Origin of the sequence: Streptomyces sp. NPDC091972 (genome assembly GCF_044756385.1) — a bacterium.
GTDB lineage: Bacteria > Actinomycetota > Actinomycetes > Streptomycetales > Streptomycetaceae > Streptomyces.
In genome coordinates this window covers 182,760-200,167 of record NZ_JBIVSV010000002.1, presented here as the reverse complement: position 1 = coordinate 200,167, position 17,408 = coordinate 182,760, and the positions used below count along the sequence as shown (strand labels likewise).

Annotated in this window: 13 protein-coding genes; 4 read left to right on the top strand and 9 right to left on the bottom strand. The window is 72.1% G+C overall.

The annotated features are described in order from the left end of the window. Positions 1–11: 11 nt before the first annotated feature. A complete protein-coding gene (locus ACIQJT_RS06185; protein ID WP_365450561.1) occupies positions 12–1,457 on the bottom strand; it encodes an MFS transporter in 1,446 nt (481 codons plus the stop codon). Between the two features lie 96 nt (positions 1,458–1,553). Between ACIQJT_RS06185 and dusB the strand changes: the two genes are divergently transcribed. Further along, positions 1,554–2,708, top strand: coding sequence for a tRNA dihydrouridine synthase DusB (gene dusB, locus ACIQJT_RS06180; RefSeq protein WP_402640315.1), 1,155 nt, complete (start codon positions 1,554–1,556; stop codon positions 2,706–2,708). A 473-nt stretch (positions 2,709–3,181) separates the two neighbouring features. Here the strand turns inward: dusB and ACIQJT_RS06175 are convergent, their stop codons facing one another. The 3 genes from ACIQJT_RS06175 to ACIQJT_RS06165 form a co-directional block, all read right to left on the bottom strand. Further along, complete coding sequence (locus ACIQJT_RS06175) at positions 3,182–4,912, bottom strand: CDP-alcohol phosphatidyltransferase (protein ID WP_402640313.1); 1,731 nt, start codon at positions 4,910–4,912, stop codon at positions 3,182–3,184. Positions 4,913–5,061: 149 nt separating this feature from the next. After that, on the bottom strand, positions 5,062–6,999 hold the full coding sequence (locus ACIQJT_RS06170) for a glycogen debranching N-terminal domain-containing protein (protein ID WP_402640311.1): 1,938 nt from the start codon (positions 6,997–6,999) through the stop codon (positions 5,062–5,064). Then, the gene (locus tag ACIQJT_RS06165; RefSeq protein ID WP_402640309.1) at positions 6,996–8,492 is read right to left on the bottom strand and encodes an MGH1-like glycoside hydrolase domain-containing protein; all 1,497 of its coding nucleotides are present in this window, start codon (positions 8,490–8,492) and stop codon (positions 6,996–6,998) included. The genes ACIQJT_RS06170 and ACIQJT_RS06165 overlap by 4 nt, the downstream gene beginning before the upstream one ends. 120 nt (positions 8,493–8,612) lie before the next feature. Here ACIQJT_RS06165 and ACIQJT_RS06160 point away from each other — a divergent pair, with 120 nt between their 5' ends. Continuing rightward, the gene (locus ACIQJT_RS06160) at positions 8,613–9,812 is read left to right on the top strand and encodes an ROK family protein (RefSeq protein WP_402640307.1); all 1,200 of its coding nucleotides are present in this window, start codon (positions 8,613–8,615) and stop codon (positions 9,810–9,812) included. A gap of 407 nt (positions 9,813–10,219) precedes the next feature. After that, the gene (gene ppdK, locus ACIQJT_RS06155; protein WP_365450576.1) at positions 10,220–12,940 is read left to right on the top strand and encodes a pyruvate, phosphate dikinase; all 2,721 of its coding nucleotides are present in this window, start codon (positions 10,220–10,222) and stop codon (positions 12,938–12,940) included. Positions 12,941–13,075: 135 nt separating this feature from the next. Here ppdK and ACIQJT_RS06150 read toward each other — a convergent pair whose 3' ends face one another. Together ACIQJT_RS06150 and ACIQJT_RS06145 are read right to left on the bottom strand one after the other, a co-directional pair. Then, complete coding sequence (locus ACIQJT_RS06150) at positions 13,076–13,477, bottom strand: excalibur calcium-binding domain-containing protein (protein ID WP_365450579.1); 402 nt, start codon at positions 13,475–13,477, stop codon at positions 13,076–13,078. 176 nt (positions 13,478–13,653) lie between these two features. Continuing rightward, complete coding sequence (locus ACIQJT_RS06145; RefSeq protein ID WP_402640305.1) at positions 13,654–14,139, bottom strand: excalibur calcium-binding domain-containing protein; 486 nt, start codon at positions 14,137–14,139, stop codon at positions 13,654–13,656. Positions 14,140–14,292: 153 nt separating this feature from the next. On the opposite strand from ACIQJT_RS06145, the gene ACIQJT_RS06140 reads away from it, so the two are divergent. Then, the gene (locus ACIQJT_RS06140; RefSeq protein ID WP_402640303.1) at positions 14,293–15,219 is read left to right on the top strand and encodes an oxidoreductase; all 927 of its coding nucleotides are present in this window, start codon (positions 14,293–14,295) and stop codon (positions 15,217–15,219) included. Positions 15,220–15,234: 15 nt separating this feature from the next. On the opposite strand, the gene ACIQJT_RS06135 is transcribed toward ACIQJT_RS06140, so the two are convergent. The 3 genes from ACIQJT_RS06135 to ACIQJT_RS06125 form a co-directional block, all read right to left on the bottom strand. Further along, positions 15,235–15,885, bottom strand: coding sequence for a LysE family translocator (locus tag ACIQJT_RS06135; RefSeq protein WP_365450586.1), 651 nt, complete (start codon positions 15,883–15,885; stop codon positions 15,235–15,237). 54 nt (positions 15,886–15,939) lie between these two features. Continuing rightward, positions 15,940–16,701, bottom strand: coding sequence for a glucose 1-dehydrogenase (locus ACIQJT_RS06130; protein ID WP_365450589.1), 762 nt, complete (start codon positions 16,699–16,701; stop codon positions 15,940–15,942). Positions 16,702–16,773: 72 nt separating this feature from the next. Beyond that, positions 16,774–17,358, bottom strand: coding sequence for a TetR/AcrR family transcriptional regulator (locus tag ACIQJT_RS06125; RefSeq protein ID WP_402640300.1), 585 nt, complete (start codon positions 17,356–17,358; stop codon positions 16,774–16,776). Positions 17,359–17,408 lie beyond the last annotated feature (50 nt).

The window sequence follows — 17,408 nt, the reverse complement described above, 5'->3', positions numbered from 1 at the left end:
CGGCCGGTGGACTACGCGATGACCCCCGCCGCCTCGCGGACCTCCGCCGACTCCAACCGCTCAGCCGTACGCTCCGCGGTCCGCCGGGCCCACGACCCACTGGTCACCGCCCCGAGCACCAGCACCACGAACCCGCACCCGGCCACGATCCACCACCCCGGCACCGCGGCGGACACGAACTCCTCCCGGTACGACGACGAACCCACCCCCGAGGCCAGCACCGCCCCGATCACCGCGACCCCGAGCGTCTGCCCGAGCTGACGGCTGGTGGAGGCGACGGCCGCCGCCACCCCGGCCTGGGCGCGCGGCATCCCCGACACCGCCGTGTTCGTGATCGGCGCGTTCACCAGCCCGAACCCGATCCCGAACAGCACGTATCCGAGGAACAGGGTCACGTTCGAGGTCTCCGCGTCGAACGCGGCGAACAGCACCCCGCTCGCCGTCGTCATCACTCCCGCGATCACCAGCGGCAGCCGCGGCCCCCGGCTCCCGACCAGCCGCCCGGCGAGCGGCGCGAACAGGAACATCGGCACCGCCATCGGCAGCATCCACAGCCCGGCGTGCAGCGCGTCCAGCCCTCGGACGTTCTGGAGGTACAGCGTCGACAGGAACAGGAACCCGCCCAGCCCCGCGAACGCGCTGATCGCGATCACCGTGGCGCCGCTGAACGGCGCGGACCGGAAGAAACGCAGGTCGATGAGGGGTTCGTCGCGCCGGGGCTCGTACCACAGGAGCCCCGCCAGCGCGACGACGGCCACGGCGGCGAAGGGCAGGACGTACGAGAAGCCCGACTCCGGCGCCTCGATGATCGCGTACGTCAGCGAACCGAACAGCGCGATCACCAGGAGCTGTCCGACCGGGTCGGGGCGGCGGGCCCTGGGCGCCCGGGACTCCGGGACGTACCGCAGGGTGAGCAGCAGCGCCGCGAGTCCGACCGGCAGGTTGACCCAGAAGATCGAGCGCCAGCCGACCGAGTCCACGAGCACCCCGCCGACCAGCGGCCCGGCGGCCATGGAGATGCCGACGACCGCGCCCCACACGCCGATCGCCCGCGCCCGCTCGCGCGGGTCCGTGAAGGTGTTGGTGATGATCGACATCGCGACCGGGTTGAGCATCGAACCGCCGACCGCCTGCACCATGCGGAAGACGATCAGCGCCTCCAGGTTCGGCGCGGCGGAGCACAGCGCGGAGCCGATCGTGAAGACGATCAGGCCCGCCATGAAGACGCGCTTGCGGCCGATCCGGTCGGCCGTGGAGCCGGCCAGCATCAGCAGGGACGCGAGGACCAGCGTGTACGCGTCGATCGTCCACTGGAGGCCCGCCGTGCCGGCGTCCAGGCCCCGCTGCATGGAGGGCAGGGCGACGTTGAGGGCGGTGGTGTCGAGACTCACGATCAGGAGGCTCATGCAGCAGATCGCGAGGACCAGCATGCGTCGACGGTGACTGAGCTCGGGCATGCGTTTCATCGTACGCCGATTTCAATAGTGCGTCTAACTAATGGTCGGTACATGATCGATGCACGGGTACCCCGGGGCGTGCGTGACAATGGGGGAATGTCCACGATCGCGCTCACCGACACCACGCCCCTGCGGATCGGCCCGCACACCGTCCAACCGCCCGTGGTCCTCGCCCCCATGGCCGGGATCACCAACGCGCCCTTCCGCACCCTGTGCCGGGAGTTCAGCGGGGGCAAGGGGCTGTTCGTCAGCGAGATGATCACCACCCGGGCGCTGGTCGAGCGCAACGAGAAGACCATGCAGCTCATCCACTTCGACGAGAGCGAGAAGCCTCGTTCGATCCAGCTCTACGGCGTCGACCCCGCCACCGTCGGCAAGGCCGTCCGCATGATCGCGGAGGAGGGCCTCGCCGACCACATCGACCTCAACTTCGGGTGCCCGGTGCCCAAGGTGACCCGGAAGGGCGGCGGGTCCGCACTGCCGTACAAGCGTCCGCTGCTCCGGGCGATCCTGCGGGAGGCCGTGAGCGGGGCGGGGGACCTGCCGGTCACGATGAAGATGCGCAAGGGGATCGACGACGACCACCTCACGTATCTGGACGCGGGCCGGATCGCGGTCGAGGAGGGCGTGACGGCGATCGCCCTGCACGGACGGACCGCCTCGCAGCACTACGGCGGTACGGCCGACTGGGAGGCGATCGCCCGACTCAAGGAACACGTGCCGGAGATTCCCGTGCTCGGCAACGGCGACATCTGGTCGGCGGCGGACGCGCTGCGGATGGTGCGGGAGACCGGGTGCGACGGGGTGGTCGTCGGCCGGGGGTGCCTGGGCCGGCCGTGGCTGTTCGCGGATCTGGTGGCGGCGTTCGAGGGCCGTACCGAGGATGTCGCGCGCCCGAAGCTCCGTGAGGTGGCCGACGTGATGGTCCGTCACGCCACCCTCCTCGGCGAGTGGATCGGCGACGAGTCCCGCGGCGTCATCGACTTCCGCAAGCACGTGGCCTGGTACCTCAAGGGCTTCTCGGTCGGCTCCGAGATGCGCAAGCGCCTCGCGATCACGTCGTCGCTGGCGGAGCTGCGGGCGGGCCTCGACGAGCTGGACCTCGACCAGGCCTGGCCGACCGGCGCGGACGGGCCCCGCGGTCGTACGTCCGGCAACAACCGGGTGGTTCTGCCGGACGGTTGGCTGAAGGACCCGTACGACTGTGCGGGCGTCGGGGAGGACGCGGAGCTGGACACGTCTGGGGGGTGATTGCGGGTGCGGGTTCGGTGGGGGCGGGCGTTTTTGCGCAGTTCCCCGCGCCCCTGATGCCTGCGGCGGCCCGTCGCTGCCCGGTGGGGGTTCGTGTAGCGCGTGCGGTGTGGTGGGTGGGTCGGTGCCGGGGTGGGGGGTATCCGTCCTCGGTCCGGCGGCTCGGTCCATCGAGCAGTTCCCTGTAACGGACGCCGGCCGCTGCGGGCGGACACCCCCCACCCCGTCCCCTCACCGCCGTACGCGGCCAACGGCCCGCTGGGGCGCGCGGTGCGGCGAACGGTCCGTCGTGGCGCGGGTGACTGCAACTCCCCAGGGGCGCGGGGAACTGCGCGACCGGCCACGACGGGCCCGCACTCGTCAGACAACCCACGCCGACACCCCCCTAGGCGCCCGGCCTAAGCCCAGCGCAGCGGCCCCGCGGGGAACTGCGCGACCGGCCACGGCGGGCCCGCAACCCCCTGAGGCGACCGTTATCCCTCGGACGGATGTGGGGTCGAGCCGTAGGCCGTGAGGAAGCGGTCTCGGAAGGAGCTCATCTTCCAGACCGGGGCGTCGTGGGCGGGCTTGAGGCCGTCCGTCCAGTTCCAGGAGGCGATCTTGGCCAGGACTTTCGGGTCCTTGGCGACGATCGAGATCGGGACGTCACGGCTGGCGTTCTCCCCGCTGACCCGGGCGATCGGCTGGTGGTCGCCGAGGAAGACGAGGACCGTGTCGTCGGTGCCGTAGCGCTCCAGCCACTGGGTGAGTGCGGTGACCGAGTAGGAGATGGACTTGCCGTACTCCTGCTTGGAGCGGGTGGGGTCGGCGATGATGTCGGAGGCCTTGTTGCCGGCCTTCTGGATGGGCTTGAAGACCGAGCCGTCGCCCAGGTCGTCCCAGTCGACCATCTTGGGGATGGGGGCCCAGGGCTGGTGGCTGGAGGTCAGGATGATCTCGGACATCAGCGGCTTGTCGCGCTTCCTGCCGTGGACCTGGCGCTGGTAGGCCTCCAGGGCGTACTGGTCGGGCATCGTCGACCAGCTGAACTTGGGTCCCCGGTAGCCGAGTTGGAAGGCGTTGTAGACCTTGTCGAGGCCGTAGTACTCCTGTTCCGGCCAGCCCTTCTGGACGCCCGGCATCACCCCGACCGTGTCCCAGTCGCCGGTCTTCCTGAACGCCTTGGTGAGGCTGAGGTGGTCGCTGGCCATGACCGTGCGGTAGCGCTGCTGGTTGTCGATCCACAGGCCGGAGAGGGTCGTCGAGTGGCCGAGCCAGCTGCTGCCGCCGTACGTCGCCGAGGTCAGCCAGCCGCTCTTCGCGTGGAAGCCGGCCTTCGCGAGGGCCGCGGTGCTCGTGTCGAGGGTCCTGTCGACGCCGGGCGCGATGCCCGGGTCCTCGACGGCGCTGCGGCCGTAGCTCTCGATGAAGGTGAAGATCATGTCCTTGCCGCGCAGGTCGGGCACCAGCTGGGAGCCCGGCGTGTTCCCGAAGGCGTCGACCCTGGCCACCTTCTGGAACTCGGCCTCGTCCCGCACGGTGTACAGCACCCGCTTGGCCTGGAGCGCGGTGAGCCCGGCGGTGTGCTCGGAGGCCAGCGGGGTGCCGAGGACCTGGAGGCCGAGTGCGGAACAGGTGACCCAGACGGTGGCGGCGAGGAGCGTGCCGCGCGTGGCGGTCCGCCGGTGCAGGACCAGCAGGCCGCTCAGCCTGACCGTCGCCAGCGTCATGAGCGCCAGCAGCACGAGCACGAGGACGATCACGCCGATCACGGCTCCGACCGCCACGGCCCGGCCCATCGAGTCCGCGACGTAGGACTGCGCGTCGTCGAGCAGCTCCCAGTCCAGGACGAGGTTGAAGGGCCGCCCGAGGTAGTCGTTGAAGCCCATGTCGAGCAGGTTCAGGACCGTCATCACCCCGAGCCCCACGCCGGCCGCCACGGCCACCGCCAGCCGCGGCCGACGCGGCAGCGCGAGCGTCACGGCCGCCCCGAGGATCGCCTCGGCCGGTATCCGCACGAACTCCCGCGGATGCAGGTAGGTGACCTTGTTGGGCAGGAGCAGGGCCCCGAGGACGAGCAGGGCGGCGAGGACGTTCAGCGCCCACCGCGTGTTGCGTACGGCGGTGGGATGCGCGTCCCGCCAGGGCGGCTTCCGGGCCGGCGGACTGTCCCCGCCCGTCGCCTCGGCCTCGGGGGGCGTGCTCTCTGCAAGGGTCTCGGACACCCGAGGGTCCTTCCATACGGTCCTGGTGGAAGGCGGACCCGCCCTGGGGTCCCGGATCCGCCACCGTCCCGTACGGCCCGCCCCCGGCCACAGTTCACGTCCTGGGGCAAACACCGCCCCAACGCTTGGTCAACGGCGAGATTGTGCGGTCAGGCGCCCCCGACCGCCGTCAGCAGGGCAAGAGGCGCCGCCGCCGACCGGGACTCCCGCACACACGCGTGCGGATACGGCACCGGCTCGCCGTGGGACTCCCGTCCGTACCCCGCCAGCACCTCCGGCAGCCGGTGCCCGGTCGCCGTCGCCGCGTCCACCAGCCCGTGCGCCACCTCCCGCGCCTCGTCGTGCAGCCCGTAGCGGGCGAGCCCCAGCGCGATCAGCGCGTTGTCGTGCGGCCAGACCGAGCCCCGGTGGTAGGAGAGCGGGTGGTAGGCCGGCTGGCCGGACGCCAGCGTGCGCACGCCCCAGCCCGAGAAGAAGTCCGGTTCCAGGAGGCGTCGGCCCACCAGCTCGCCGTACTCCTTGTCGAGCAGCCCCGACCAGAGCAGATGCCCGGCGTCCGAGGCCAGCGCGTCGACCTGCCGGCCCTCGCCGTCCAGCGCGAGGGCCGGGAAGGAGCGGTCCGGCATCCAGAAGTCCCGCTGGAAGCGGTCCCGCAGGTCCGCCGCGGCCTGTTCGAGGAGCGCCGCGTACGTCCCGTCCTGCCACACCGTGCGCGAGAGCCACGCGGTCCTGCGCAACGCGTCGTACGCGTAGCCCTGGGCGCCCGCCGCCGTCACCGGGCCGCTCGGGCGACTCCCGTCGGCGCCGCAGATCGACCCCGGGGAGTCCTTCCAGTTCTGGTTGGCGAGGCCGCCCTGGTCGGCGCGGTAGACGAGGTAGCCGCGCGAGGTGAGGCCGCCGTGGTCGAGCATCCAGCCGACCGCGGCCCTGGCGTGGGACTCCAGGCGCCGGGCGAGGGCGGCGTCCCCGGTCTGCTCCACGTACGCGCCGAGCAGCACGAGGAACAGCGGGGTCGCGTCGACCGAGCCGTAGTAGCGGCCGTACGGCACCTGCCCGAAGTGCGCGAGCTCCCCGTGCCGTACCTCGTGCACGATCTTGCCGGGCTGGGCCACGGAGGCCGCGCCGGTCTCGGTGGCCTGGGTGGCGGCGAGCGCGGGAAGGGTCGCGGCGGCCAGCCGGGGCCGGTAGGGGAGGGCGAAGAGCGAGGTGAGGAGGGCGTCGCGGCCGAGCAGGGTCAGGAACCAGGGGGCGCCCGCCGCCGGGACGCGCAGATCCTCGCCGTCCGGGCCGATGGCCGGTACCTGGAGCGAGGCCAGGTCGGCCAGACCGCGGGCGCAGGCCGCCGCCAGCTCCGGCCAGCCGGTCGGGAAGGCCACGCCCTCCACGAACTCGCCCTCCAGCTCCAGGAGGTGACGGTTCACGGCGGCGGGGGAGCTCGGTACCCGCCGGGCCCGCTTGTCGCCGTGCGGGCGGGCCATCACGCGCAGGACCAGCTCGGCCGTGCCGTGCGGCTCCAGGTCGAGCGTCCAGACCAGGCGCCTGGCCCCGGTGCCGGTCTCCTCCACGCCGTCCGGGGCGGGATCGGCCGTCACCGTCGTACAGGACCGCCACTCGTGGCGCTGGTAGCCGAACTCCACGCCGTCGTCGCGGACTTCACGGGTGCGGGTGGCGCCCGTCTTCGTGTAGGTGCGGTGGTCGGAGCGGAGTTCGAACTGGTCGGTGAAGTCGGCGTCCGCGGTGATCGCGAGCCGTACCGTCGTCGGTACCGGGCGGTTGCTGGTGACCCGGAGCGATTCGACGAACGAGCCGTCCCCCACCGCCTGTTCGCGGAAGAGGGTGTGCGCCGGGGGTTCCTGGCGGCCACCCCGCGGCACCAGGACACAGCGCGCGGTGTCACCGTCGGCGACCGGCGACAGGGCCTCCGGGACCGCGCCGTCGACCGTGAGCTGCCAGCGGCTCAGATGCCGGGCGTCCCGGACGAACAGGCCGTCCGGCGACGTGCCGTTCCGGACGCCGCTGATGTCCCCGCTGTCGCCCACGGCAGCGAACGTCCCGCCGTGCACGAGCAGATGATGCCGGTCCGTCATGGCCGGTCCCCTCCCTTGAGTCCCATGTCCGCCGTGACTGTGGTGTCGCTGTGCAGCAGGTCGAGCGCGAGCGCGGCGGTCCAGCCGAAGCCGGTCGCCCCGCAGGGCTCGCCGGTGTACGGGTCGACGTACTCCGCGAAGTCGCCGGCCGCGGCCAGTTCGAGGACCGACTCCCGCAGCGCGTCGGCCCGTCGGTGCTCGGCGTGGACGCGCAGGCCCCGCTCCAGCAGCCACGCCGTGTTGAACCAGGCCGGGCCGCGCCAGTAGCGGTGCGGGTCGAAGGCCTCGCCGAGCAGGTCGTAGCTGGGCGGGAGGCGGGTGCTGGTGCCCAGCCCGAAGTGGGGGCCCGTGGCGGTGCGCACGAGCGTGGGGGCGAGGTCCCGCGGGAGGCCGGGCAGCAGCAGGGGGACCAGGCCGGAGACGCTCCGCTCGGGGATCAGGGCACCGCGCCCGTCCGGGGACGGGGCCCCGAGATCCCGGCACAGGAACATGCCGCTCGCCGGGTCCCACAGCCTCTCCACCAGTGCGGCCGTCAGCCGCTCCGCGCGCGCGTGCCGGGCGGTGCCGGGCGCGCCCAGCTCGGCGGCGATCCGGGCGAGGGCGTGCTCGGAGGCGATGAGCAGGGCGTTGAAGGCGGGGTCCTCGACGGCGAACCCGGCGGTACCGACACCCCGGCTCCCACCCGTCCCGTCCCCCCGGCTCCCACCCGTCCCGTCCCCCCGGCTCCCACCCGTCCCGTCCCTGTACCCGCCGTCCCGGTAGTCGGCCGCCAGTCGTACGTACCGGCCGTAGTCCAGGTCCGTCGGCCGGTCCTCGGCCGCCCCGTGGTCGAGGTCGGCGCGGCGGAAGGAGCGGGCCGGGGCCGGTGTGACACGGGACAGCGGGAGGTCCCAGGCCGGGCTGTTGTCCATACCCTGTTCCCAGGGGTGCACGACGGACGCGAGACCGCCGCCGCCCAGGTCCCGGCGGTGCAGCAGATAGCGGTGCCAGGCGGCCAGGCGCGGGTACACCCGGGCGAGGAAGCCACGCGCCCGGGACAGGCCGGGGTCGGCGCGGTGCACCAGCCACGCGGCCAGGGCGTGGACCGGTGGCTGCACGATGCCGGACGTCTGTACGGTGCGCGGGGCGCCCGCGGCCCGCCCCGCGGTGGCGGAGCGCCAGAAGTCGGGGCTCGGGAAGTACGCGTCGAGCGGTACGGAGGGGTTGAACACGATGTGCGGGACACGCCCGTCGCCCCACTGGGCCGCCAGCAGGGTCTCCAGCTCGGTCTGGGCCCGCAGCGGCGACAGGTGGCGCAGGCCGATTGCGATGAACGCGGAGTCCCAGGACCACTGGTGCGGGTACAGGTGGCGCGAGGGCACCGTGGAGGTGCCGGTCCAGTTGGCCTCCAGCACCCGCGCGGCCGCGGTGTGCAGGGAATGTGACGAACCCGGCGGATCGTATGCGATCGAGTGCGGTGCGGCAGGGGTGACGAGCTGGGCGGTGCGATCCACTCGGGGCTCCCCGAAAGACGTGTGGCTGACCGGTTCGGTCAGGGCTACCGTAGGGTTACGTCTATTTAACACGCAAAACCCAATATGTAATGCAGAGTTGGGAAACACAAGGGGGTGAGCATGGCTGGACGTCAGACCGGTGCCGGAGACCTGCTCGAACTGGTCCGCAGCGGACGGGCCGTCACGCGCGGCGCGCTCCAGCAGGCGACCGGGTTGTCCCGGGCGACCGTCGGCCAGCGCCTCGACCGCCTCTTCCGCGCGGGCTGGCTCCGCGAGGGCGCCGGGGGCCCCGTGGACTCCCCGCTGGGCGGCCGCCCCTCCATCACCCTGGAGTTCGACGACGCCCACGCCGTCGTCCTCGCCGCCGACCTGGACACCCGGCACGCGCGCGCGGCCGTGCTCTCCCTGACCGGCGAGATCCTCGCCGAACACAGCGGCACCCTGGTCGTCGAGGACGGCCCGGACGCCGTGCTCGGCGAGCTGGGCCGCTGGTTCGCCGAGCTGCTGGAGAAGGCCGGGCACCGGGCGTCCGAGGTGTGCGGCATCGGGCTGGCCGTGCCGGGGCCGGTCGACCTGGAGAGCGGCCGGGTCGTCCAGCCGCCGATCATGCCCGGCTGGGACGGCTACGACATAAGGGGCCGCCTCTCCGGATCGTTCACCGAGCACACCGGTGCCGGTCCGGTGCCCGTGCTCGTCGACAACGACGCCAACCTCATGGCGTACGGCGAACAGCGCACGGCCTATCCCGACTGCGCGGCGTTCGTGCTGGTCAAGGTCTCCACCGGCATCGGCGCCGGAGTCGTGGTGCACGGCTCGGTCTACCGGGGCATCGACGGCGGCGCCGGCGACCTGGGGCACATCCGGGTGCCGGCGGGCGCGGAGGCGCTGTGCCGGTGCGGGTCCTACGGCTGTCTCGCCGCCGTCGCCAGTGGCGGTGCCGTGGCCCGCCGGCTGGCGGCGACCGGCGTGCCCGCGGCCTCGGGGGCGGACGTGCGGGACCTGCTCGCGTCCGGGCACCCCGGGGCGGCGGCCCTCGCGCGCGAGGCGGGGCGGCACGTCGGGGACGTCCTGGCGACGGTCGTGACCCTGCTGAACCCGGGGGTTCTGATGATCGCCGGAGATCTGGCCGGAACCCCCTTCCTCACGGGGGTGCGGGAGCTGCTGTACCAGCGGGCGCTGCCGCGTTCCACCGCCCGCCTGGAGGTCGTGACCTCACGGCTGGGGGAGCGGGCCGGGCTGGTCGGCGCGGGCGCGCTGGTGGTGGAGCACCTGTACGCGCCCGAGCGGGTCGAGGAGCGGTTGCTGGCGATGGGCGTGTGACGTCCGTGTTTCGGCCCGGATGCCCGTCCGCATGGTGAAATCCGGCGCGCTGTGGCAGCGTGATTCTCGCCACGCTTGATAAGGGCAGGGCTCAGATGAGCGGATCTTGGGCGACTGCACTTCTCCAAGGGGTGGCACTCAGTGCCACCCCTTGATCGTTCATCGATCGAAATCAGATGTGGGCATAGGGTGCTCATGTGAGCGGTCGAAGGGGTGTGGGAGCCCTCCTGTGTTCAAGAAGTGAAAACATCCGGCGGCTGTCGCTTGCCAAGCTTTGACTTTCGATCCGCTGGCAGACGGCTGGTTACGGGCGTATGACGCCCGAGCAGACGTACCCAGAAGCCTTCGATCTGGGTATGTTCCTCGCCGTCAGGGCAGCCACCGCGTCCTCGAGGGAGTCGAGACCCGTGTCGGAAAACAAAGAACCCCACGTAGCGAAGTTCGTCTACGACTTCACCGAGGGAAACAAGGACCTCAAGGACCTCCTGGGTGGCAAGGGCGCGAACCTCGCCGAGATGACCAACCTGGGGCTCCCCGTTCCCCCCGGCTTCACCATCACGACCGAGGCGTGCAAGGTCTACCTCGACAGCGGCGAGGAGCCGGCGGCACTGCGTGACGAGGTGAGTGCGCACCTCGACGCGCTGGAGCAGCGCATGGGCAAGAAGCTCGGCCAGGCCGACGACCCGCTGCTCGTCTCGGTCCGCTCCGGCGCGAAGTTCTCCATGCCCGGCATGATGGACACCGTCCTGAACATCGGTCTCTCCGACAAGTCGGTCCAGGGTCTCGCCCAGCAGGCCGGCGACGACCGCTTCGCCTGGGACTCCTACCGGCGCCTCATCCAGATGTTCGGCAAGACCGTCCTCGGCGTCGACGGCGACCTCTTCGAGGAGGCCCTCGACAAGGCCAAGGAGGCCAAGAAGGTCACGGTCGACACCGACCTGGAGGCCGCCGACCTCAAGAAGCTGGTCACCGCCTTCAAGAAGATCGTCAAGAAGGAGGCCGGCCGGGACTTCCCGCAGGACCCGCGCGAGCAGATGGACCTCGCCATCCACGCGGTCTTCGACTCCTGGAACACCGACCGTGCCAAGCTCTACCGCCGCCAGGAGCGCATCCCGCACGACCTGGGCACGGCCGTCAACGTCTGTTCGATGGTCTTCGGCAACCTCGGCCCCGACTCCGGGACCGGTGTCGCCTTCACCCGCGACCCCGCCTCCGGCCACCAGGGCGTCTACGGCGACTACCTCCAGAACGCGCAGGGCGAGGACGTCGTCGCGGGCATCCGCAACACCGTCCCGCTCGCGGAGCTGGAGCAGATCGACAAGAAGTCGTACGACCAGCTCATGCAGATCATGGAGACGCTGGAGAACCACTACAAGGACCTCTGCGACATCGAGTTCACCATCGAGCGCGGCCAGTTGTGGATGCTCCAGACCCGGGTCGGCAAGCGCACGGCGGGCGCGGCCTTCCGGATCGCCACCCAGCTCGTCGACCAGGGCCTGATCGACGAGGCCGAGGCGCTCCAGCGCGTCACCGGCGCCCAGCTCGCCCAGCTGATGTTCCCGCGCTTCGACGAGAACACCAAGGTCGCGCAGGTCGGCCGGGGCATCGCGGCCTCGCCGGGCGCGGCCGTAGGCAAGGCCGTCTTCGACTCGTACACCGCCGTCAAGTGGTCGCGTTCCGGCGAGAAGGTCATCCTGGTCCGCCGGGAGACCAACCCCGACGACCTCGACGGCATGATCGCCGCCGAGGGCATCCTGACCTCCCGCGGCGGCAAGACCTCCCACGCGGCCGTCGTCGCGCGCGGCATGGGCAAGACCTGTGTCTGCGGCGCCGAGGAGCTGGAGGTCGACACCAAGCGGCGCCGGATGACGGTTCCGGGCGGGCATGTCGTGGAGGAGGGCGACCTGATCTCCATCGACGGGTCGTCCGGCAAGGTGTACCTCGGTGAGGTCCCGGTCGTGCCGTCCCCCGTCGTCGAGTACTTCGAGGGCCGGATGCACGCGGGCGCCGCCGACGCCGACGAGCTGGTCGAGGCCGTGCACCGGATCATGGCGTTCGCCGACCGCAAGCGGAGCCTGCGGGTGCGCGCCAACGCGGACAACGCCGAGGACGCGCTGCGCGCCCGCCGGTTCGGCGCCCAGGGCATCGGGCTGTGCCGTACCGAGCACATGTTCCTCGGGGACCGCCGTGAGCTGGTCGAGCGGCTCATCCTGGCCGACACGGAGGCCGAGCGCGAGGAGTCCCTGAAGGAGCTGCTCCCGCTCCAGAGGCAGGACTTCGTCGAGCTGTTCTCGGCGATGGACGGGCTGCCGGTGACGATCCGGCTCCTGGACCCGCCGCTGCACGAGTTCCTCCCCGACATCACCGAGCTGTCGGTCCGCGTGGCGCTCGCGGAGTCCCGCCAGGAGCCGCACGAGAACGAACTGCGCCTGCTCCAGGCCGTGCACCGGCTGCACGAGCAGAACCCGATGCTGGGCCTGCGGGGCGTGCGCCTGGGCCTGGTGATCCCGGGCCTGTTCACCATGCAGGTGCGGGCGATCGCCGAGGCGGCGGCCGAGCGCAAGAACGCCAAGGGCGACCCGCGCGCCGAGATCATGATCCCGCTCGTCGGCACGGTCCAGGAGCTGGAGATCGTCCGCGAGGAGGCGGACCAGGTCGTCGCGGACGTCGAGGCGGCGACCGGTGTGGAGCTGAAGCTGTCGATCGGCACGATGATCGAGCTCCCGCGGGCCGCGCTGACCGCCGGTCAGATCGCGGAGGCGGCGGAGTTCTTCTCCTTCGGCACGAACGACCTCACCCAGACGGTGTGGGGCTTCAGCCGGGACGACGTGGAGGCCTCCTTCTTCACGGCCTACCTGGAGAAGGGCATCTTCGGGGTCTCCCCGTTCGAGACCATCGACAAGGACGGCGTCGGCTCGCTGGTGAAGCTGGCGGCGGAGGCGGGCCGCAGGACCCGGCCCGACCTGAAGCTCGGCGTCTGCGGTGAGCACGGCGGTGACCCGGAGTCGGTGCACTTCTTCCACGAGGTGGGGCTGGACTACGTCTCCTGCTCCCCGTTCCGCATCCCGGTGGCCCGCCTGGAGGCGGGACGCGCGGCGATCACGGCGAACGGGAGCGACCACCGGTAGGCCCCGAGGGCCACTGGAGCCCCGGAACCGCCGTCCGTCCCCGACCCTCATCCGATGGGCGGCGGTTCCGGATCACGAGGAGAGGGGGCGGCACCCTTGTGCGGGGGTGCCGCCCCCTCTCCGCGTGTCCGGGGGTCAGCGCTCGGCGCGACGCCTGCGGGTCGACGCCACGAGCGCGCCGCCGGTGAGCAGGACGGCCGAGCCCGCGGCGGCGAGGTACACGGTGGTGTCGCCCCCGCCGCCGGTCTCGGCGAGGTCCGGGCCCTTCTCGCCGCCGCCCTCGGCCGGTGCCGCCGCCTCGTCGTCGTGTGCCACGAAGTCCGCGGGCGGCCGGTCGCAGCCGATGCCGTCGCCGTCCCGGTCGAGGTGGCTGCCGTAGTGCTCGTCGCCCTCGGGGATGTTCGCGTAACCGGCGGCGTACGCCTCGGTGCAGTTCTCGAACGGGTGGTCACCGTCGTGTGCCGAGGCGGCGCCCGGCAGCACGGCCAGCGCCAGCGCGGCGACGACGACGGCGCCGGGCTTGCGGAGCAGGTTCACAGCAGGTCCTTCCAGGTTCATGGTGATATCCGCGCACATGATCGAGAAGAGCCGATCGGCCGGATATGAGGTGACGAACCTAGTGAGACGCGGAACCCCTGTCGGCGACATGGGAAACCCGTGATACGAACGTGACGTGACCGGAGGGTAGCTCTCCGCCACCGAGCGCCGCCGGATCAACTGTCGCAGGCCACCCCGTCGTTGTCCCGGTCCAGGTGGGAGGCGTACCCCGGCTCGCCGCGATGGATCGGCGCGGCGCCGGCGGCGCGGGCCTCGGAGCAGTTGCCGTAGTAGACGCTGTCGGCGCCCGAGTCGGACCCGGAGCCGGTGTCCGCCTCGGCCTGTGCCGTGACCGTCCTCGTGACCTTGACCGTCTTCGTGGCGGTCACCGTGGCCGCGGGTTCCGGCTCCGGGCTCGCGGTGGCCGTCGCTGTAGCGGTGGCCGTCACGGTGACGGTGGGCTGCGGTTTCGCGGCGGCCGGCTTCGCGTCGTCCGTCGACTTGTCCTGGTCGCCGGCGCCTATGCCGACGCCGAGGAAGAGCGCGAGCGCGAGGGGGGGCAGGACATAGCGCTTCCGTGCCCACTTGGGGGCGGGCCGGGAAGCGGCCGGAGGCGCCGGCTGCCACTGCGGCGCGGGCTGGTTGTTGTACGGGTTGGCCATGTCGTCCCCCTGAAGGTATTACGTGAGGGGATGACCGTATTGCCGATGATGCGGTCGTGAAGGTGAAGTGTTCATTCCGTGACCATTACATGTCATGCGCGTCGCCGCTTAGTGTGGACCCCACCCCACCCCATCCCTGGAGGGAGCCCGGTCATGTCAGGCTGGAGTGCCCAGGACGTCCCCGGTCAGAGCGGGCGCGTGGCCGTGGTCACCGGGGCCAACAGCGGCATCGGGTACGCCACCGCGCGGGAACTCGCCCGCCGGGGCGCCCGCGTGCTGCTCGCCTGCCGCAGCGAGGCGCGGGGGGTCGCGGCCCGGGACCAGCTGGTCGGCGAAGTGCCGGGCGCGGACGCGGAGTTCGCCCACCTGGACCTCGGGGACCTGGCCTCCGTACGGGAGTTCGCGACCGCCTACCCCCACGACCGCCTCGACCTGCTGGTCAACAACGCGGGCGTGATGGCGCTGCCGTACGGCACGACCGCCGACGGCTTCGAGACCCAGTTCGGCACCAACCACCTCGGCCACTTCGCGCTGACCGGCCTGCTGCTGCCGGCGCTCCTCGTGACACCCGGCGCCCGCGTCGTGACGGTCTCCAGCCCGATGCACGCCCTGGCCAACATCGACATCACCGACCTCAACAGCGAGCGCCGCTACCGGCGTTGGATCGCCTACGCCCGCTCCAAGACCGCCAACCTGCTCTTCGTCCACGAACTGGCCCGCAGACTGGCCGGCCACGGTTCGGACGTGATCGCCGCGGCGGCCCACCCCGGGTACGCGGCCACCAACCTCCAGGCCGCGGGACCGAGGATGGCCGGCCGCAGGACGGCGGAACGCCTCATGGGCGTCGGCAACCGCTTCTTCGCCCAGTCCGCCGACGCCGGAGCCCTGCCCACCCTCTACGCCGCCACCGCCCCCGACGTACCGCCCGACTCCTTCACCGGACCCTCCCTGGCCGGGTGGCGCGGCTCCCCGGCCCCCACCTGGCGGGCCCCCTGGACCCGCGACGACCGGGTGTCGCAACGCCTGTGGACCGCGTCGGAGGAGCTCACGGGGGTGACGTACGACGCCCTGAAGGGCTGATCCCCCTCGGTCCCGTCAGTCCTTGCGGCCGGTCACCGCCACCGTGACACCGAGCCCGATCATGGTCAGTCCTCCCACCCCGCCCACCAGGGAGAGGCGGCGCGGCGAGCGGGCGAACCAGCCTCGCGCGGTCGCCGCGACCAGACCCCACACGGCGTCGGAGACCAGCGCGATGACGTTGAACACCAGCCCGAGCAGCAGCATCTGCGCGGCCACATGACCCTGGCCGCGGTCCACGAACTGCGGCAGCACGGCGGCGAAGAACACGATCGTCTTGGGGTTGGTCACACCGACCGCGAACCCCTCCCAGAACGTGCGCAGACCGCCGTGCCCCGCCGCGGCCGCCGCCACGTCCTCGGCGAACGCCGCGCGCAGCGAGCCGCGTCCGCGCCACGCCTTGACGCCCAGGTACACCAGGTAGGCGGCGCCGGCGAGCTTGAGCGCGGTGAACACCAGCACCGAGCGCTCCACGACCGAGCCGACCCCGAACGCCACGGCGAGGACCAGGACGTAGGCACCGGCCGTGTTCCCGGCCACCGTGGTCAGGGCGGCACGCCTGCCCTGCGCGAGCGCCCGCCCGATCACGAAGAGCACGCTGGGGCCGGGGACCACGATCAGCAGGAACGACATGGCCGCGAAGGCGAGGAGACGGTCGGTGGGCACCATGCACCCATGCAAGCACGGGGCACTTTCGCTCTCCAGCGGATATTTCCGAGCGGGTCAGGCCGTCGCCCCGCTGTCCACCACCAGGTCCGTGCCCACCACCGACGAGGCGTCGTCCGAGGCCAGGTACAGCACGGCGGCGGCGATCTCGGACGTGGACGAGACCCGGCCCAGCGGAAGGGTCGCCCGCGCGCGCTCGGCGCGGTCCGCCTCCGTCTCGCCGGCGCGCAGGGACATCGGGGTGTCCACCGCGCCCGGGCTGACCGCGTTGATGCGGACCCCTTCGCGGATGTGGTCCAGGGCCGCACCCCGGGTGAGGGCGGAGACGGCCGCCTTGGTGGCGGCGTACGCGGCGGCGCCGGGGGAGCGGGTGTGGGCGCCGAAGGTGGAGGCGATGTTCACGATCGCGCCGCCGGAGGGCTGGAGGCGCATCCGGCGGATCTCGGCCCGGAGCGCCAGGAACACCCCGGTCAGGTTGACGTCGAGCTGCTCCCGCCAGTCCGCGGACGACAGCTCGGCCAAGGGCCGCCCGCCCCGGAACACCCCGGCGTTGTTGACGGCCACGTCGAGCGAGCCGAAGCGGTCCACGGCCGCCTCGACGACGGCCTCGACCTCGGCGGCCCGCGTGACGTCCCCGGTCACCGGGAGTGCCTTGCCGCCCGCCTCCTCGATCAGCCGGACCGTCTCCGCCAGCGGCTCCCGCCTGCGTCCGGCCACGACCACCTGCGCGCCCTCCGCGGCGAACGCGACGGCGACGGCCCGGCCGATGCCGGAGCCCGCGCCGGTGACGAGAGCGGTCCTGCCGGTGAAGCGCGTCATGATCTCCCCTTGTTCTTGACCGATCGGTTCAGTATGGCGGCGGCAAAAGGGCGCCGCCCGCCCTCGAAGGGTTCAGTCGAGCAGCGCCAGCGCCTGTTCCGCCGCGTCCCGCACCCGGGCCGGGTCCGTCGAGGCCTTGCCGACGACCCGCAGCCCCTGGAGCAGTACCAGCAGCATCCTGGCGAGGGTCAACGGATCGCGCTCCGCGGGCAGTTCGCCCTGCGCCTGCGCGCGGACCAGTGCCGAGTGCAGCACGGTCTCCAGCTGGTCCCAGTTGCGCTCGACGTGCCGCGCGGCCGCCGGGTCGTGCGGGGCCAGCTCGGCCGCCGCGTTGGTGACCATGCAGCCGTTGCGGCGCAGTCGCTCGTCGGCGGCCTCCGTCGCGTACCGCCGTACGACCGACCGCACGGCCGGCAGCGCGGGCCCCGGCTGGGACAGCTCCCGCACGATCGGCGGGAGCCCGGCCCGGTCGTAGCGCTCCAGTGCCCGCAGGTACAGCTCGTGCTTGCTGCCGAAGGTCGCGTAGAGGCTGGCCCGCCCGATGCCGAGGTGCGCCACCAGGTCGGACATCGACGTCGCCTCGTAGCCGCGCCGCCAGAACAGCTCCAGGGCTGCCTGCAGCGCGGCCTCGGGGTCGAACTCCTTGGTCCTGGCCATGGGGAGGAGCCTAGGACCGTCTGGAACGGTCGGTCAAGAAACCCTGTTAC

Bases quoted from the DNA above. Each gene is read 5' to 3' on its own strand.
- ACIQJT_RS06135 (WP_365450586.1), bottom strand. From the start codon at position 15,885: ATGGTGCCCACCGACCGTCTCCTCGCCTTCGCGGCCATGTCGTTCCTG.
- ACIQJT_RS06160 (WP_402640307.1), top strand. From the start codon at position 8,613: ATGGCTGGACGTCAGACCGGTGCCGGAGACCTGCTCGAACTGGTCCGC.
- ACIQJT_RS06145 (WP_402640305.1), bottom strand. From the start codon at position 14,139: ATGGCCAACCCGTACAACAACCAGCCCGCGCCGCAGTGGCAGCCGGCG.
- ACIQJT_RS06130 (WP_365450589.1), bottom strand. From the start codon at position 16,701: ATGACGCGCTTCACCGGCAGGACCGCTCTCGTCACCGGCGCGGGCTCC.
- ACIQJT_RS06140 (WP_402640303.1), top strand. From the start codon at position 14,293: ATGTCAGGCTGGAGTGCCCAGGACGTCCCCGGTCAGAGCGGGCGCGTG.
- ACIQJT_RS06170 (WP_402640311.1), bottom strand. From the start codon at position 6,999: ATGACGGACCGGCATCATCTGCTCGTGCACGGCGGGACGTTCGCTGCC.
- dusB (WP_402640315.1), top strand. From the start codon at position 1,554: ATGTCCACGATCGCGCTCACCGACACCACGCCCCTGCGGATCGGCCCG.
- ACIQJT_RS06185 (WP_365450561.1), bottom strand. From the start codon at position 1,457: ATGCCCGAGCTCAGTCACCGTCGACGCATGCTGGTCCTCGCGATCTGC.
- ACIQJT_RS06125 (WP_402640300.1), bottom strand. From the start codon at position 17,358: ATGGCCAGGACCAAGGAGTTCGACCCCGAGGCCGCGCTGCAGGCAGCC.